Origin of the sequence: Streptomyces sp. CBMA156 (genome assembly GCF_014596515.1) — a bacterium.
Classification (GTDB): Bacteria; Actinomycetota; Actinomycetes; order Streptomycetales; family Streptomycetaceae; genus Kitasatospora.
In genome coordinates, this window is record NZ_MSJQ01000062.1 from 1 (window position 1) to 16,060 (window position 16,060).

12 protein-coding genes and 5 pseudogenes are annotated in these 16,060 nt (G+C 70.5%); 11 read left to right on the forward strand and 6 right to left on the reverse strand.

The genetic code is table 11. The annotated features are described in order from the left end of the window. Positions 1-2,384, forward strand: a 2,384-nt coding sequence (locus tag BU198_RS04525; protein ID WP_223243919.1) for an FtsX-like permease family protein, incomplete at its 5' end; no start/stop codon positions are given. A gap of 50 nt (positions 2,385-2,434) precedes the next feature. Here BU198_RS04525 and BU198_RS43705 read toward each other — a convergent pair. The 3 genes and pseudogenes from BU198_RS43705 to BU198_RS04535 form a co-directional block, all read right to left on the reverse strand. Next, a pseudogene (locus tag BU198_RS43705) lies at positions 2,435-2,572 on the reverse strand (IS630 family transposase); the annotation flags it as partial. 198 nt (positions 2,573-2,770) lie between these two features. After that, positions 2,771-6,913, reverse strand: coding sequence for a trypsin-like peptidase domain-containing protein (locus BU198_RS04530; protein WP_223243920.1), 4,143 nt, complete (start codon positions 6,911-6,913; stop codon positions 2,771-2,773). A 4-nt stretch (positions 6,914-6,917) separates the two neighbouring features. Then, positions 6,918-7,340 carry a CU044_2847 family protein gene (locus tag BU198_RS04535; RefSeq protein ID WP_317619959.1) on the reverse strand — a complete coding sequence of 141 codons (423 nt, stop codon included), beginning with the start codon at positions 7,338-7,340 and terminating at the stop codon, positions 6,918-6,920. Between the two features lie 250 nt (positions 7,341-7,590). Between BU198_RS04535 and BU198_RS04540 the strand changes: the two genes are divergently transcribed. The 9 genes and pseudogenes from BU198_RS04540 to BU198_RS04580 all read left to right on the forward strand — a co-directional run bounded on the left by BU198_RS04540 (position 7,591) and on the right by BU198_RS04580 (position 12,587). Continuing rightward, positions 7,591-8,193 (forward strand): aldehyde dehydrogenase family protein, encoded by a 603-nt coding sequence (locus tag BU198_RS04540; protein WP_223243921.1) that lies wholly within the window; start codon positions 7,591-7,593, stop codon positions 8,191-8,193. Positions 8,194-8,247: 54 nt separating this feature from the next. Further along, complete coding sequence (locus BU198_RS04545) at positions 8,248-8,448, forward strand: hypothetical protein (RefSeq protein WP_188295524.1); 201 nt, start codon at positions 8,248-8,250, stop codon at positions 8,446-8,448. Positions 8,449-8,530: 82 nt separating this feature from the next. Continuing rightward, entirely contained in the window at positions 8,531-9,100 is a 570-nt protein-coding gene (locus BU198_RS04550; protein ID WP_188295525.1) for a hypothetical protein, read from the forward strand. Positions 9,101-9,882: 782 nt separating this feature from the next. Further along, a pseudogene (locus BU198_RS04555) lies at positions 9,883-10,186 on the forward strand (transposase); the annotation flags it as partial. 118 nt (positions 10,187-10,304) lie between these two features. Beyond that, a pseudogene (locus BU198_RS43220) lies at positions 10,305-10,391 on the forward strand (transposase); the annotation flags it as partial. Further along, positions 10,389-11,330, forward strand: a complete 942-nt coding sequence (locus BU198_RS41805) for an IS630 family transposase (protein ID WP_317619962.1) — start codon at positions 10,389-10,391, stop codon at positions 11,328-11,330. The pseudogene BU198_RS43220 and the gene BU198_RS41805, both read left to right, overlap by 3 nt. A 14-nt stretch (positions 11,331-11,344) precedes the next feature. Next, positions 11,345-11,863 (forward strand): annotated as a pseudogene (locus BU198_RS04570) (transposase); the annotation flags it as partial. Further along, the gene (locus BU198_RS04575; protein WP_188295527.1) at positions 11,860-12,282 is read left to right on the forward strand and encodes a hypothetical protein; all 423 of its coding nucleotides are present in this window, start codon (positions 11,860-11,862) and stop codon (positions 12,280-12,282) included. The pseudogene BU198_RS04570 and the gene BU198_RS04575, both read left to right, overlap by 4 nt. Positions 12,283-12,389: 107 nt before the next feature. Then, entirely contained in the window at positions 12,390-12,587 is a 198-nt protein-coding gene (locus tag BU198_RS04580; protein ID WP_188295528.1) for a hypothetical protein, read from the forward strand. 179 nt (positions 12,588-12,766) lie between these two features. On the opposite strand, the gene BU198_RS04585 is transcribed toward BU198_RS04580, so the two are convergent. From BU198_RS04585 to BU198_RS04595, 3 genes and pseudogenes are all read right to left on the reverse strand, one after another. Next, a complete protein-coding gene (locus BU198_RS04585) occupies positions 12,767-13,438 on the reverse strand; it encodes a class F sortase (protein ID WP_188295529.1) in 672 nt (223 codons plus the stop codon). After that, positions 13,431-14,114, reverse strand: a complete 684-nt coding sequence (locus tag BU198_RS04590) for a hypothetical protein (RefSeq protein ID WP_188295530.1) — start codon at positions 14,112-14,114, stop codon at positions 13,431-13,433. The genes BU198_RS04585 and BU198_RS04590 overlap by 8 nt, the downstream gene beginning before the upstream one ends. 579 nt (positions 14,115-14,693) lie before the next feature. Then, positions 14,694-14,843, reverse strand: a pseudogene (locus BU198_RS04595) (ATP-binding protein); the annotation flags it as partial. Positions 14,844-14,988: 145 nt separating this feature from the next. Between BU198_RS04595 and BU198_RS04600 the strand changes: the two are divergent. Then, positions 14,989-16,053, forward strand: coding sequence for a tyrosine-type recombinase/integrase (locus tag BU198_RS04600; RefSeq protein ID WP_188295531.1), 1,065 nt, complete (start codon positions 14,989-14,991; stop codon positions 16,051-16,053). Positions 16,054-16,060: the final 7 nt, after the last annotated feature.

The window sequence follows — 16,060 nt, forward strand, 5'->3', positions numbered from 1 at the left end:
GTGCGCGGAGCCGCCGGCCGGGGGCCCGGCGCGAGGCGCGGGGGGAGGTCCCGACGACCCCGGCCGCCTGGGCGCGCGACCTCGCGCTCGGAGCCCGGTTCGCGGTGGGCGGCGGGCGCGAGGGCTGGACCAGGACATTCCTGACCGCCCTCGGCGTGGGCCTGGGCGTGGCCGTGCTGCTCGTCGCCGCCGCCGTGCCCAACATCCTGACCGCCAGGGGCGACCGGGCCTCGGCCCGCGACGACTTCACCTACGGAAGGGTGGTCGAGCCCGGCGCCACGACCATCGTCACCGGCAGAGTGGACACCGTCTACCGTGACCATGGTATCTACGGGAGGCTGATCCACGCGGACGGCGACCGGCCGGTCCTGCCGCCCGGGCTGAGCCGCCCGCCGGCCCCCGGCGAGATGGTGGTCTCCCCCGAGTTGGCCAAGCTGCTCGCCTCACCCGACGGCACGCTGCTCCGGGAGCGCCTCCCGTACCGGATCGCCGGGACCATCGGCGATCCAGGCCTCCTCGGCCCCCGGGAACTCGCCTACTACGCGGGGTCCGACGTCCTCGTCCCCGGCCGGCACGCGACCAGGACCGACCACATCGGCAGCAGGCGACTCCTCGATCCGCTCGACCCGTTCCTGACGCTGCTGGTCGTCGTCGCCTTCGTGGTGCTGCTGATGCCGGTACTGGTGCTCATCGCCACCGCCGTCCGCTTCGGCGGCGAGCAGCGCGACCGGAGACTGGCCGCGCTCCGGCTGGTGGGCGCGGACGCCCAAATGACACGGCGGATCGCGGCCGGTGAGACGCTGTTCGCGGCACTGCTCGGGCTCTGCGCCGGGGTCGGCCTCTTCTTCGGCGGCCGGTCCTTCGTCGACACGGTGGAACTGTGGCGGATCAGCGTCTTCGGCTCCGACCTGGCGCCGACTCCGGTGCTGACCATCCTGGTCGTGGTCGGCGTCCCGACCCTGGCCGTCGCGGTCACCCTGTTCACGCTGCGCAGGGTCGCCATCGAACCGCTCGGTGTGGTGCGGCAGGCCGGCACCGCCGGACGCCGGCTCTGGTGGCGGCTGCTGCCGCCGTTCGCCGGGCTGGCCCTGCTGTCCCCGATGATCGACGGCCTGGAACCCGCCGCCGCGGTGAGCGAGCCGAAGATCGCGGCCGGCGTCGTCCTGCTGCTCGTGGGGGTCACGGCCCTGCTGCCCCTGCTGGTGGAGGCGGTCGTCCGGCGGCTGCATGGCGGTCCGCTGCCCTTCCAACTCGCGATCCGCCGCACTCAGCTGGACAGCGGCGCGGCGGCCCGGACGGTCAACGGCATCACCGTGGCGGTGGCCGGGGCGATCGCCGTGCAGATGTTGTTCGCGGGACTGGCGAGCCGCTACACCCACGAGACCGGCGACAGCCGAGACAGGGTGGACCTGCGGATCTCGCGGGACTACGTAGACGAGGCCCGGCAGAGCGAGGACCTCGCCGCGCTCTGGGCCACGCCCGGGGTGGTGGCGGCCCGCACGTTCGTCCTGGGCCACGCCCGCCGGCCCGGCACCGAGGAGGCTGGCGCCTTCGTGGTCGTCGCCGACTGCGCGACCCTGGGCCAGAGCGTCGAGACCCCCGGCTGCGGCCCCGGCAGCGTCTACCTGTCCGGCGACCGCAACAACCAGGATCCCTTGACCGGGGGCGTCTACCTTCCCGCGCCCGGCGAGCGGGTCGACCTGGCCACTGGGGAGTCGGAGGCCGGGCCGCTGCCACCCCGCCTGTGGACCGTCCCCTCCACGGCCCTTGACACCCGCCCGGTGCCGGACTCGGCGACCCCCTTCGCCCTCGGCGTCTTCGCCACACCCGAGGCACTCACTCCCACGGACCTGGGGGAAGCCGTGACCGAACTGATGGCGAAACTCGACCCGGCCGACCGCGACGCCGTCGAACGGGTCCGCAACCTCGCCGCCCGCATGGATCCGCTGCGGAGCGCCGAGTTCTACGAGGGGAGCGTGCGGGAGCCACGGCTGACGAACATCGAACGCGGCCTGTTCATCGGCTCCACGGTCGTCCTCCTGCTGATCGGCGCGAGCATGCTGGTCACCGTGGTGGAAGAGCTCCGTGAGCGCCGCAAGCTGCTGGCAGCCCTCGTCGCCGTCGGTACCCGGCGCTCGACACTCGGCCTGTCGGTACTGTGGCAGACGGCCCTGCCGGTGACGCTCGGCCTCGCGCTCGCGGTGGCCGGCGGACTGGGCCTCGGCGCCATCCTGCTGAAGATGGCCGGCCTGCCACCGGCGGTCTCCTGGACCACCATTGCGTGGACGGTCGGCACCGGCGGCGGAGTCGTCCTCCTGGTCACCCTCTCCAGCCTGCCGGTGCTGTGGCGGATGATGCGCTCGGACGGGCTGCGCACCGAGTAACCGCCGGGGACGCGACCGGCATCCAACCCAAGATCATCAGACTCCTCCCCCTTCGTGGCGTAGTCGGGGTCACGGGAGGTCTTCCAGGTCTTCACGCGTTGAAAGGAGACGCCCTCCTCGCGGAGCAGGACCCGAAGGCCCTCGTGGCTGATGTCGTCGACCACCCCCTCGACGACCAGGGCATCCGACCCAATTCAGCTGGCCGGTCCGACAGTTTGGCGAGTTGACCAGCTGTTTCGGTCCCTGAGCGGGTGTCAGGACCGATCCCCTGGTTACGTCGGCCCGGCGGTGTTGCGGCCGGTCGGCGAAGTTCGGAAGGCGGGGCGCGTTGCAGTGCCTGGCGCTCGTCACCACCAGAGACCGGATGACCGGTTCCGTGTCGGTGGTTAGGGGAGTGCCGAAGATGGGGTGCGTGGGAGGGCTGTTGTCGGGGCGGTCATGAGCGGGCAGACAGGCTCGGAGGATTCGGGTAGGTACGTGTATTTCTCTTTGGAGGTGAGGTCACGGGCGACGGCCGCACAGATCGTACTGATCGCGGTGTCCGGTGGGGTGTAGAACCAGAGCCGCGCGGTGGCATCGTCGTTCCCGGCGGCGAGGGTGCTGTTGTCCGATCCGAACGCGACCGACGTCACAGGTCCGCGGCCGGTGAAGGTGGCGAGGTTCTTGTGGCCAGCCCTTTCCCACAGCCGCACGAAGCCGTCTTCGCCGCCGGTGGCGAGGGTCTGGCTATCCGGGCTGAACGCCACCGAGGTCACGGCACTGGTAGGTCCCTTGGGGCCGGTGAGGTCAGTGGTCTCGCCGGAGGCACGGTCCCACAGCCGCACGAAGCCGTCCCTGCCGCCGGTGGCGAGGGTCTGGCTATCCGGGCTGAACGCCACCGAGGTCACGGCACTGGTAGGTCCCTTGGGGCCGGTGAGGTCAGTGGTCTCGCCGGAGGCTCGGTCCCACAGCCGCACGAAGCCGTCCTTGCCGCCGGTGGCGAGGGTCTGGCTATCCGGGCTGAACGCCACCGAGGTCACGTCATCGGTAAGTCCGTTGGGGCCGGTGAGGTCAGTGGTCTCGCCGGTGGCTGGGTCCCATCGACGGACTCTGCCGACACTGCTGGCGGTGGCGAGGGTGTGCTTGTCCGGCCTGAACATCACCGACTCCACCGACTCCGCCAACTTGCCGTTGACGGTGGCGGGGGTGAGGGTGGCAGTGCTCTTGCCGGTGGTCGCATCCCATAGCCGAACGCTGCCGTCCTTGCTGGCGGTGGCGAGGGTTTTCCCGTCCGGACTGAACGCCACCGACCGCACCGAACTGGAGTGGCCGGTGAAGGTGGTGACGGCTTTGATCGCGTCGGTGTCCCACAGCCGGACGCTGCCGTCAGAGCCACCGGTGGCGAGGGTTTTCCCGTCCGGACTGAACGCCACCGACCGTACGTTATCGGTGTGGCTGGCGACGGTGGCCGTGGCCGTGGCGGTCGTGCCGGCGGTGGTGTCCCAGAACCGCACGATGCCGTCATCACAGCCGATGGCGAGGGTCTTCCCGTCCGGGCTGAATGCGACCGACCGTTCGACACCCGTGTAGCCGGTGAAGGTAGCGCGGCCGGCGCCGGTAGCCGTGTCCCACAACTGCACGAAGCCGTTTGCGCCGCTGGTGGCGAGGGTTTTCCCGTCCGGGCTGAACGCCACCGACCACACGACATCTCTCTGGCCGGTGAGAGTGATCCGTCCCGTGGTCCTATCCCACAACTGCACGGGGCCGCGGTCGCCACCGATGGCGAGGGTTTTCCCGTCCGGGCTGAATGCCATCGACCACACGACACTGGCCTCGCTGGGGGGAGCTGCGGTGGTGGCCTTGCGGGTGGCTGCGTCCCACAACTGAGCTCGGCCGTTATGGCCGCCTGTGGCGAGGGTGCTTCCGTCCGGGCTGAACACCACCGAACTCGTGGTACCCGCGTCGGCGGTGAGGGTCTCGATCGTGTCGGCGGTAGGGTCCCACAACCGCAGGGCACCTTGCTTGCTGACGGTGGCGACGGTGTGCTTGTCCGGGCTGAACGCCGCCGATGTCGCAGCGAGGTCGCCCGGGGGACCAGAGAGGCCGCCGACGGCTTTCCCCGTTGCCACGTTCCACAGCCGCACGGTGCTGCCGCTGCTGCCGGTGACCAGGGTCTTCCCGTCCGGGCTGAACGCCACCGAGTCCACACCACCGATACTGGCGACAGCGAGGCGGTGACGCAAGGGAATGCGTGCGCTGTCACTGAGGGCGGTGGCGGCCTCCGAGGTGGGACTGGTGCGGTAGGCGGCGACCGCCAGGAGGGCGGCGAGCTCGGGATTGCTGACCGTCAAGGAGACGGACTGGGCGGCGAGTTGCCGGGACTGCGCGACCTGCTGGGCTGTGACTGCCCTCTGCCGGGTGGTGATCTCCGTCTGCCACTTCCAGAGGGCGATTCCCGAGGCGATCAGGGCGAGGGCGAGGGTGGTGGCCAGGATGGTGTTGAGGCGTCGGCCGCGCCGGCGTCCGGCGGTGAGGAAGTTGTCAAGGTCGGTGGTGAGTCGGCGGCGCTGGCGGGACCAGTCGGTGCCTTCGGCGAGGAGGGTGCCGGTGGGCAGGTCCCGGGGGTTGCGGTGTTCCTTCCAGCGGTCGTACTGGTCGCGGGCACGGCGGAGCCAGTCGAGGAAGCGCAGGTCCTCCTCGACCCAGTCGCGCAGGGTGTGCCAGTCGCGGATGAGCGCGTCGTGGACCAGTTCGGCCACCGCGGTCCCCTCCACGTCCTGTGGGCCGTCCGGCCGTGCGTGGCCGTGGAGCCGGTGGGTGGTGACGATGCGGTGCCGGGAGAGGACCGCCAGGACCTTGTCCACGGCCCGCAGCGCGTCGGGGGTGTCGTCGTCGGCGGCGAGTTGGCGCAGGTCGCTGATCGGGAGCTGCTGGCGCGCGGCCGGGATGTTCAGAGACGGGTCGGCGGGGCGGACCAGGGCGGTGAGGATCCTGCGGGCGATGTCCCGTTGGCCCTGGTCGAGTTCACTCAGGGCGTTTTCGCACCAGTCGGTGAGGGCGCCGGTGACGGCGCCGATGCGGCGGTAGGCGTCGCGGGTGAGACGCCCGTCGTGCTCCAGGCGGCGTTCCCATAGTCGGGTGAGGGCGACTTCGAGCAGGGGCAGCGCGGTGACGGGCGCGCCACCGGTGGCAGCGGTGCCGGGGTTCAGGGCCAGGACGTCGGTGATGATCTGCTCGGCGAGGCCCGGTTCGAAGGGCGTGTCGAGGTCGTGGGCGGGGCCGGTGACGATCGCGTCGAGGTCGGCGGGGCTCAGGGTGGCGGGGACGTTGAGGACGCCCTTCCTCTGGAGTGCGGTGTCCAGGAGGTCCGGGGCGAGTGCGGACAGGCGGGAGTAGAAGTCGTCGCGCATGACGAGGACGACGCTGAGCGGGGCGTCGGAGCGGATCGCGGCGGTGATCCGGGCGAGTGCCTGGAGGGCCTCGGGGCCTTCAGAGGGGGCGAGGAGTTCCTCGAACTGGTCGACGACCAGCACGACACGGGACGAATCAGGGGTCGCACCGGCGTCCCCGCTGCCCGAATCTGCACCGCCGGTGGTGTCCGTCCCGGCGTCCTTGGGCTCGGACTCGGGTAGGCCCGCGCGGGTGAGGGCGGTCGGCAGGTCCGGTCCTGGCCGTGTGAGGACTTGGTGCCAGCGGTCACTGCCCGGCAGGCTCCCCGCGGTCAGGGCGGGCAGCACTCCGGCCTGGACCAGCGAGGACTTCCCCGAACCGGACGGGCCCAGCAGCAGCACCACCCGCTGCCCGCCCCTCAGTCCCTCCAGGACCTGGCGCACGGCTTCCTCCCGGCCGCGGAACCAGCGGGCGTGCTCGGCGGTGAAGGGTTCCAGCGCCCGGTAGGGCGACACGTCGCTCTCGCCGAGCGCGGGCCACACCTCGCGCAGGACGGAGGTGGGGGTGACGTAGGCGATGGCCTGGCCCCGGTCGTGGCTGTCGGGGTCGGTGATGGCGGTGAGCATCCCGACCACCAGGCCGGTCGTCTCGTCCAGGACCGGCCCGCCGCTGAACCCCTGGGTCAGGTCGTTGGCACCGGTGAGCTGCAACACCTCACCGACCTTGCCGTCGTCCGGGAGGATTCCGCCGGCCGTGGCGAACCCGAAGTGCCCGCCCGGAGGCGCCTGCACCGGGAACCCGAAGGAGCGCACATGGTGTCCCCGGGCGCCCGCCGCCGACCCCAACAGCAACGGCTCCACTCCCACCGGGTGGTCCAGGCGGACCAAGGCGACGTCCTGCTCGTCCGGGTCGCGCCACGTGCCCTCCAGCACCCGGCCGGTCACCTCCGGGGCGCCGTGCGCGCGCGGGAAGGCCAGCGTCACCGTCGAACCGGGGCCGTAACGGCCATCGGCCAGGACGTGCGCGCACGTCACCAGTAGATCCTTGGCGACCAGGAACCCCGCCCCCACCACCAGCCCCGCTTCGTCGCGGACCTGCGCGACCGCCGCCGCCAGACCGTCCGCCGCACCGGCCCCCGCCATCCCCCGTCCGACCGCCATCCGCTCAGGCCTCCGACTGGTCGCCGGCCGCGCGGGCGTCGGTCTCCGGTTCGTCGTCACCCTCGGGAGCGTCGGCCCTGCGAGCCGCAGCGGCAGCCGCAGCCCCGTCGTCCTCGTCCTTGCGCCACGTCACACGCACCGTCAGATGGCACTTGGCGGCGGTCTTCGTGATCACGACCCCGGCCGCGGCGGAGAGGTCGACTCCGAACTCCACCTGCACCTCGTCCGGCCCCGCCTCCCGCAACCGTGCCAGCACCGTACGCGCCAGACCGGTCACCGGCTCCAGCGCCGACCCGAGACTCTCCGGAAGCTCCCGCACCGCGTCACCGACTCGGCCCGCCTTCACCGGCCCCGCCGCGGCGTCCTCCGCCTCGACGAGGATCGAACCCCCGCCGTCCAACGGCACCCGCGCCAACTGCTGCCCCACGACAACCCTCCCTCAACGCCGCCCCACGACGGACACGGCCACACCGTAGTACGCGCACCCGCACACAGCGAAACCACGAACTCCCCAACAGGTAGGGATGATTGGAGCACCTTGACCGGCCGCCCGCACAGCCGCACAAGCACCACGCCAGGGGCACCCGCAGACGCTGGCCGGGGAAACGATTCTCCATGCCACGGAGAAGGAACTCTCCGTACCGGGCACAAGACCCAACATCACCGGATTCTGCCGGTTGACCACGAACAGGCGGGTCTGGGCGAGGCCGCCGACGACGCCAGTGCCGGGCCGTGCCCGCCCCGCCGACGTCGCCGCCGCCCCGCCCGTGGTTGACCGGCGTCACCAGCAGAGGGTGCTCGATCACATACGGATCGGGATCGAGGAGGGCGCGAAGATCGCCTACCAGGCCGCACTGGACACCGATCGCGAACCGTACCGGTCGGGCTACTTCGTCCCACCGACGGTCTTCGAGGCGACCCCCGAGATGCACGTCGCCCGGGACGAGATCTTCGGCCCGGTCGTAACCCTGCTGCGATATGCCACCGACGACGAGGCCGTGCGCATCGCGAACGACACGGACTTCGGACTCATCGCAGGGGTGTTCTCCCGCGACACCTCACGTGCCCTTCGGATCGTCAACCGCCTCGATGTCGGCATGACCCTGGTGAACAACTACCACCGCGGGATCTTGGGCAGCCCCTTCGGCGGCACGAAGGCGAGTGGCTACGGGCGCGAACACTGTATCGAGACACTCGCCGAGTACGGCTTCGCCAAGCTCATCCGCATCCCGTCCGGCGAGGCCGAAGTGCCGCGCTGGGCAATCACCCAGCAGTCCTGAACGTCGCAGTCTCATCCGCACTGGTGGGCGATGAAACACAGGAGGTTGTCCCGTATGGACCAACACGACGAAACCGTCTCGCGGATCGAGCGTCTCCGGCGCCGGGAGGAGCTGTTGTACAACGACATCGTGATCGCCCAGCACAAGGGATACGGATCGAGCGGCTCCACCGAGTCCGAGATCCACGAGGAGCTCCAGGACATCGCTACGGCGATCGAGCAACTCCAGTCCGACCTCGACGAGGAGTACCACTGACCTCGCGCCGCACCCCTGACACGACATCGAAACGGAGTTCCGCATGGACCGGAGCAACAACGCCCCATCACAGCGAGGGGACATGGCCCTCGAACTGCCGGCCTTCGTCCATATCCCTCCGGGGTGGAATCTGGTGTGGGACGTCAACCGCAAGCGGTCGGGGACGGCGGTTCGGGTGCGACGGTGGCAGCCCTTCTCCGAACGCGTACTCGGCGGTGAGCAGATCACGGTGGTGACTGAAGAGGAAAGCGGCCGGATCCTGTCCGTCCGGCAGTTCGTCACCGCGCTGATCCGCGATCCGCTCCCAGACACGGGAGCCGAGCAGTCCGCGCTCGACGAGTTCGCGACCGTCGACCCGCGCTACGCGCAGGACCTGACGCCGCTGCGTGTCGATGCCCAGGTACGCACCTGGCGAGACACCGATGGCAAGCCCGTCGTCGTCCCGGTGCGGTGGGCGAAGCACGCCCACCGCACCGGCACCTACAACTGGATCACAACAGACCCCAGCGGTGGCGTCATCGAGTATGAGATCGAGTCCCATTGGGACTACAGACTGTCCCGCCGGGCCACCGAGCAGTGGGACGAGGACGCCTGGATCGCGGCCCGCGAAGGCACCGGCCCGCAACTAGAGGCACCCGCCGCGCGTGCCTGACCCACCCGGCTCCGCCCGCCCGTCACGCAGCGCCTGGGCGGCCGCGGCGAAGTCGCCCCGCGGCCACGGGATGTCACCGCGGACGCGGTGGCGGCGGCGTCGCGCATCCCGGTGAGGGAGTGGGCGGTGCGGCCGAGGTCCTTGTCGGCCTTGGCCCGGTAGTACCGGGCGAGCTGCGTGAGTCCGTCGGAGAGCAGGCCGCCCTCCAGGACGGCGGTCAGGCGGCGGGCGGTGTGGTCGCGGTGTTCGTGCTGGCAGCGGCTGATGGCGGTGAGCAGTTCGGCCAGGGCGTCGGCGGGCGTGTCCACGGCCGCGCCGGCCGCGCCGTCACCCTGTGCGGGGGCAGGTAGGGCGATGGGCTCCCACACCGAGTCGTCGGTGTAGGCGAACGCGGCGCCCGTGAGCCAGGCGCGGCCGGGCCGCGCTGGGCGAGGTCCTCGATCCGGGCGGCACCGGCCCGTCGAACACCTCCAGCAGCCTCTCGGCGACCTCTGGGCGCAGGCAGCGGCGCCGGCGGTAACGCGAGAGCCAGCGGGTGTTCGCCATCATCCCCGGGTCCGGCTCGCCGACGCGGACGAACTCCCAACCGGCCGCGGCGCAGGCCCGCTCCGTCGACTCTTCGCCGCCAGCTCGCACCAGGCCCGGCACGAGGCTGGTTTCTCCATGAGGTGTCGTCCCTGAGAGTGCGGTTCGCGACGTTATGTCGGGTTTGGCATCGCTCGATGGGGTGACGTTGGGGCATCTCTGCCGGTCAGGTATTCGAGGTTCGCTTGGATGGATGGATGAGTGATCGCAAGCCGTACCCGAGCGATCTCACGGACGAGCAGTGGAAGTTGATCGAGCCCGTGATCAGCGCCTGGAAGGCCGAGCACCCCTCAGCCACCGGCCATCAGGGCAGATACGCGATGCGGGAGATCGTCAACACGATCCTCTACCAGAACCGCACCGGCTGTCAGTGGGAGTACCTGCCGCACGATCTGCCGCCGAAGAGCGCGACGTACTACTACTTCGCCGCCTGGCGTGACGACGGCACCGACCGTTCACGACCTCCTGCGCTGGCAGCTGCGCGAGAGCCGGAAGCGATTACTGAGGTTTTCGTTCTGTTGTCGGTGGTGACAGGTAGTGATCCCTGCGGTATGCCAATGATGTGCGGTACGCGCAGGGTGGGGGCCTGACCGCTGAGCGGCGGGCGTTTCGTGAACAGGTGCGGCTGGAGGCCGGTACCCGGTTCGAGGCGGGCGAGAAGACCGCGTCGATCGCCCGGGATCTGCGGGTCAGCGAGCGGTCGGTGGAGCGTTGGCGGCGGTCCTGGCGTGAGGGTGGTGCGGATGCCCTGCGCTCGGCGGGTCCGGCGAGTGTGCCGAGGTTGTCGGCGGCCCAGTTCGTCGAGCTGGAGGCGGAGTTGGGCAAGGGACCGGCCGCCCATGGCTTCGAGGACCAGCGTTGGACGCTGGTTCGGGTCCAGGCGGTGATCGGCCGCCGGTTCCGGATGCGATTGTCGATCGCGACGGTGTGGCGGTTGCTGAAGCGGCACGGCTGGTCCTGGCAAGTCCCGGCCCGCCGGGCACTCGAGCGCGACGAGCGCGACGAGCGCGCCGTGGAGCTGTGGAAGCAGGAGGTGGCCGCGGGTAAAAGCACCGCGGCGGCGCTCGGAGCCTGGGTCGTCTTCGAGGACGAGGCCGGGTTCGCGATGACGCCGCCGCGCGCCCGCACCTGGGGCCGGCGCGGGCACACGCCCGTGGTCCGGGTCCGGGGACGTTCCCGGCGCCGGATCTCGGTGGCCGCGCTGTGCTGCTACAAGCCCGGCGAGCAGAGCAGGGTGATCTACCGGCCCCGCTTTCACATGCCGCTCAAGGGAGCCCGCAAGAGCTTCGCCTGGACCGACTACCGCGATCTCGCCGTCCGTGCGCACATTCAGCTCGGCGGCCCGATCGTTCTGGTCTGGGACAACCTCAACACTCACCTGGCCGTCGGCATGAAGCAGTACGCGGCGGAGCACGACTGGCTCACCGTCTTCCAACTGCCCTCATATGCACCGGACCTCAATCCGGTCGAAGGCCTCTGGTCGCTCCTGCGTCGCGGCCCGACGGCGAACACCGCCTTCACCGATCCGGATCATCTCACCCGCACTCTCCGACGCGGACTGCGGCACATCCAACTTCGACCCGCCCTCATCGATGGATGCCTGGCCGGCACCGGCCTGCCACTCACCCCACCGACCCCACCCTGAAATCCTCAGTAGCCGACCCGACCCTGGTGGTCCTGGACACCCAGAGCATCCACGGGGCCGTCGGCGTCCCGGCCGACACGACGGGCAAGGACGCCTCGAAGAAGGTGCCGGGCAGGAAGAGATGCCTGGCCGTGGACGTGTTGGGCCTCGTCGTCGAGGCCGTCGCCCTGCCAGCTTCCGCACACGACAACGCCGCCGGCATCGCCCTGCTGAACGGCGTGGCCGCGCAGACGGACACCGTGCGGAAAGCCCTGGTCGACCAGGGCTTCAAGAAGAGCGTCGTCGACCACGGCAAGAACCTGGGCATCGACGTGGAAATCGTTGAGCGCAACCCGGCCGAGAAGGGCTTCGTCCCGCAGGCCAGGCGGTGGATCGTGGAACAGACGAACGGGATCTTGATGTTCTACCGCCGTCTCGTGCGCGACTACGAACACCGGCTCGCCTCCTCCCGCTCGCGGGTGTTCTGGGCGATGACGTCGGTCATGTCCCGCCGCCTCACCGGCGCCATCCTCCCCTCCTGGAGGAGCGCGTGAGTGAGATCCCCCAGGCCGAGGCCGTACTGGCCTACATCGGCGTCCGCGAGAACGCAGTCGCCGAGCAGGCCGGACGGCTCCGGAACCAGATCGACGAACTCACCGCCCTCCTCGGCGAACTCGACACCGAGAGCGAGAATCTGCAGATCACCCGCAAGACCCTCTCCAACCTCCCCACACCGGCACCGGTCGACGATCCGCCCCGCACCGAGGCGCCGGAACACCCCGCCTACCAGCAGATCCTCACGGTCCTCGCCGACACCGGCGCTCCGATGCGGGCCCGCGACATCTGCCAGGCCCTCGACCTGCCGATCCTGCCGAAGAACACTGAGGGCATCCGGTCCAAGCTGAAACGCCTGGTAACCCGCGGCATCCTCACCGAACCCGAGCCCGGCCTGTTCACCCAGCCCCGCCCTTGAGCAGCTCAGGCGGGTCGCCGCAGCGAGAGCGATACTCGGAGTCGAAAATGAATTATCTGCGGTTCGTGCTCGATGACTGAGGCGGCGATCTGCGACAGGATGGCCCTATGGAGCCTTCGTGGACGGCAAAGCTGACCATCGAACTGTCGAGGGAACACTTGCGAACCCTGGAGGCTTTGGCAGAGCTCTACCATGCCACGCCCGAACGCATGGTCGCCTCCTGGGCGGTGCACCAGATCGATCGCCTGGCCGCCGGGCTGGCTCCGGACCCCGAGCCCCGCGCCCCCGATGCACCGGACGGGTGATCGGCGTTCGGGGTCGGAGCTGGCGGACCGGTCTAGCCTGCCGCGACTGGTGACCCGCGGCATAGCCCGAGCCCGGCTTGTTCACCCAGCCCCGCCCCCGAGCACCGGCCCACCCCACCGAGCAGGGCACCTCACCCAGACCAGATCGCGAATCGGGCATCACGGCGCGAACCGCACTCTCAGTGCGTGCCGGTGAGATGGGCGAAGAGCACCACGTTGTCGGAGTACTCGTGGCGGGCACGGTCGTAGGTGCCACCGCAGGTCACGACGCGCAGTTCGGCGCCGCTGGGGTGGGCGTAGACGAGGTCGGCCGGGAAGGTGCTGCGCGGAAAGGCGCGGACCCGGTCCACCGTGAACGTCGCGGTGGACCCGTCGAGTCGGGTGATGTCGACGCTCGCCCCGACGGGAACGGCCGAGATCTTCCAGAACACCGCCGGCCCTTCTGGGGTGTCGACGTGGCCGGCCAGGACCGCGGCTCCGGGGGCGCCCGGCGTCGGGGTGTCGCGCAGCCAGGCCGCGGTGTCCGGCATGGCGTAGGGAGGGAGTTCCGGTCCGCCCTTGGAATCGGCGCCCAGGGCCAGCAGCGGGGCTTCGAGTTTGATCGAGGCGATACTGACCCGTAGCGGGGTGGAGGGGGCCATGGGGGCGGGGGTGTCGGCGTGCTGCGCTCCGGGAGCGGGTGCGCCGTTGTCCTGGGCCGAGGCGTGGGACGCAGGCCGCGCCGGAGCGGGCGGTCGTGGTCCGGAAACGACGAGGGCGTTGCGGGCGGCTCCTGCCAGGGCGACGAACAGCAACGCGCCCGACAGGGCTTCGCAGGCCCGCCGGAACCGGCGCGGCCTGCGATCAGGCACCGGTCGCACCTCCGCGGAGCTTGCAGCGCATCCGTCTGGATGCCAAGGCCGTTGCGACGGCACCGGCCGCCGCGAGCGCGCCGTAGCCGGCCGCGGCCGCGCCGGAGCCCTCGCTGCCTGCGGACGAGCCCCAGCCGCCGCCCGCGGGGAGAGCGGACGCGGCCGCGACGGTGATGGTGCCGGTGGCGACGACGTGGCCGTCGCAGGTGGCCGTGACGGGATAGCTGCCGGGCGCCACCGTGGCCGGGACGACCGCCTCGCCGGAGGGGCTCGCGGAGGACAGCGTCGCCGGTGCCGCGAACGCCGGCGACTGGACGGTCTGCGTCCCGCCCGGGCACGGTGCGGTGCTGCGGACGCGTACGGCGGCGCCCGGCCTCGCGATCGCGGGGTCGGTCGTGACCGCGTTGAACGGATCCGCGACGACCGGCCCCGGATCGGTGGGGCCGGCGGGTCGGGGGTCCGACGGGGCGGAGGGCTGTGTGGGCCGGGGGGCCGACGGGGTGTCCGATGGCTTCGCCGGGGCGGGCCGGTCGGCCGGAGCCCTGCCGCACTGAACGGGGTGCTTGTCGCACCACTCGGCGGGCATCCCGTCGGCGGGCACCGCGACGGCCGCGGGACCGGTGCCCAGGAATGCCACGATCGTGGCACCCGTCACCCCCATGACGACCTTGTTCATCACATGAACTCCTCTCGGGGGAAAGGGCCGGGTCCGCCCGGTGCGGTCCCGCGTCCTCTCCTCGTCGCGAAGACTATGGAGCGGTGGCCGGACGAATCGCCGCCCCGAGCCCGGGGGTCGCCCGGGCGGCTGACGAACACGACCCGGATCCAGCACGACAGTGCTCCGTATGCGGACTGACCGTCCGGGGCTACGCGTGTTCTCGGAGAACACCCGCGAGGCGTTGCCGCTGCCGAAGCCTCCGTCAAGACGCTCAGCCGCCCCCGCCACGCTCGACCCGGACCAGGCGGCGAAGGTGGTCGAGACGTTCGACCTGGTGCTGCCGTCAAAGCCCTCGCCCGGCAGCACCGGGTCGACCCGAAGCCGATCCGCCGCGTCCTGGACGCCACCGGAGCCCCGGGCATGCAGCAGGCCCCCGCGCCGTGTCCTTGAGTTCTAGGATCGTTGCAACACCCCAGCTGGGGAGTGCAGGGCGGTTTCTAGGGGACCTCCTCCGCGTTGCGCGCGGCGAGCTTGTCGGCAACGGCTGAAATCGGGCCGGTCTGATCGGTTCAATCGTGGGCCATTGTGCGGTCGTGTTCAGTCGTTGTTGGTGGTCGGGGTGCGGCCGAGTTCGCGGCCGCGCATGCGGTAGGACTCGCCTTTGAGGGAGTGGACCTCGGCGTGGTGGACGAGTCTGTCGATCATGGCGGCGGCGACGGTCTCGTCGCCGAAGACCTGGCCCCACTCATCTGGGGCTGGCACATGTTCCTTTTCGTGGATCGCCGCTGCCACCGGCCCGTATCCATCGTCCGTGGTCCTCGTTGGTCTTCGTGGTGGTGCCCGGATTCTCCAGGTGTTGCCTTGATCGGTCAGGTGCGAGGAAGGTGTGCCGGTGACAGCCCAGCTGCGGGTGGTCCAAGGTGGTGCCGTTCTGCTGGAGCCGGTCACCGCCGATCCGTGGGAGTTTCAGGCCGAGTGCGTTGAGGCGTTCGTCGGATCGTGGCGCGCCCGCGGGTTCAGCCCGGTGACTGTCGAGAACGACATCGGGCTGCTGGAGCGAACGCTCACCGCGCTGGGCCGGCCGGCGTGGGACGTCACCCCCGAAGACATCGACCGCGTCGTCGGTGACCTGGCCCTTGCCGGGCGGGCCGTATCGACCCGCCGCGATTACGTGCAGATCTTCAAGGGCTTCCACCGGTTCCTGCAGGTCCGCAAGGCTATCGAGATCGAGGCGGGGTTCGGCGTCCGCCTGGTCTGCCCGGTCGATGAGTTCAACGCGTCCCGGCATGTCGGGGACGACTCTCCGGCCCAGCTGCCGCCGCCGACTCCCGAGCGGGTGGCGGAGTTCTTCGACTTTCTCAAGGCCCGGATGCCGACTGCCCGCAAGTACGCACCCGCCGCCCGGGACTACGCAATGTTCCGAACCCTCTATCACGCCGGCCTGCGCTCGGAAGAGGCATCGCTTCTGGACCGCCCGGACGTCCACTTCACGCGGGGCCCGTTCGGCAAGCTTCACGTGCGGTTCGGCAAGGGCGCCCGCACCTCCGGCCCCAGGCCGCGCTGGGTGCCGATACTGGACGGGCTCGACCTCGTCCTGCACTGGTTCCTCGACGACGTCCGCGGCAAGTTCCCCGACTCGCCGGTGCTGTTCGCGGACGAGTCCGGCGGCATTCTGCACCGCGGGACGATCCGCAACCGCTTGCGCTATCTGATGGAGCTTGAAGGCCGCCCGGCGACCGATCGGTTCAGCCCGCATGCATTGCGGCGGGCCTGCGCAACCCACAACTACGAGCGCGGCGTGGACTTGGTGGCAATCCAGCAACTCCTTGGTCACTGGACAGTCAGCTCGACGATGAGATATGTCCGTCCGTCCGCGACGTTCATCGAGGATGCCTATCGTCGCGCGGTGACCACGACGCTTGGCGAGCTCACCGCCGAGGGGGACAGCTCCGCATGAAGATCCG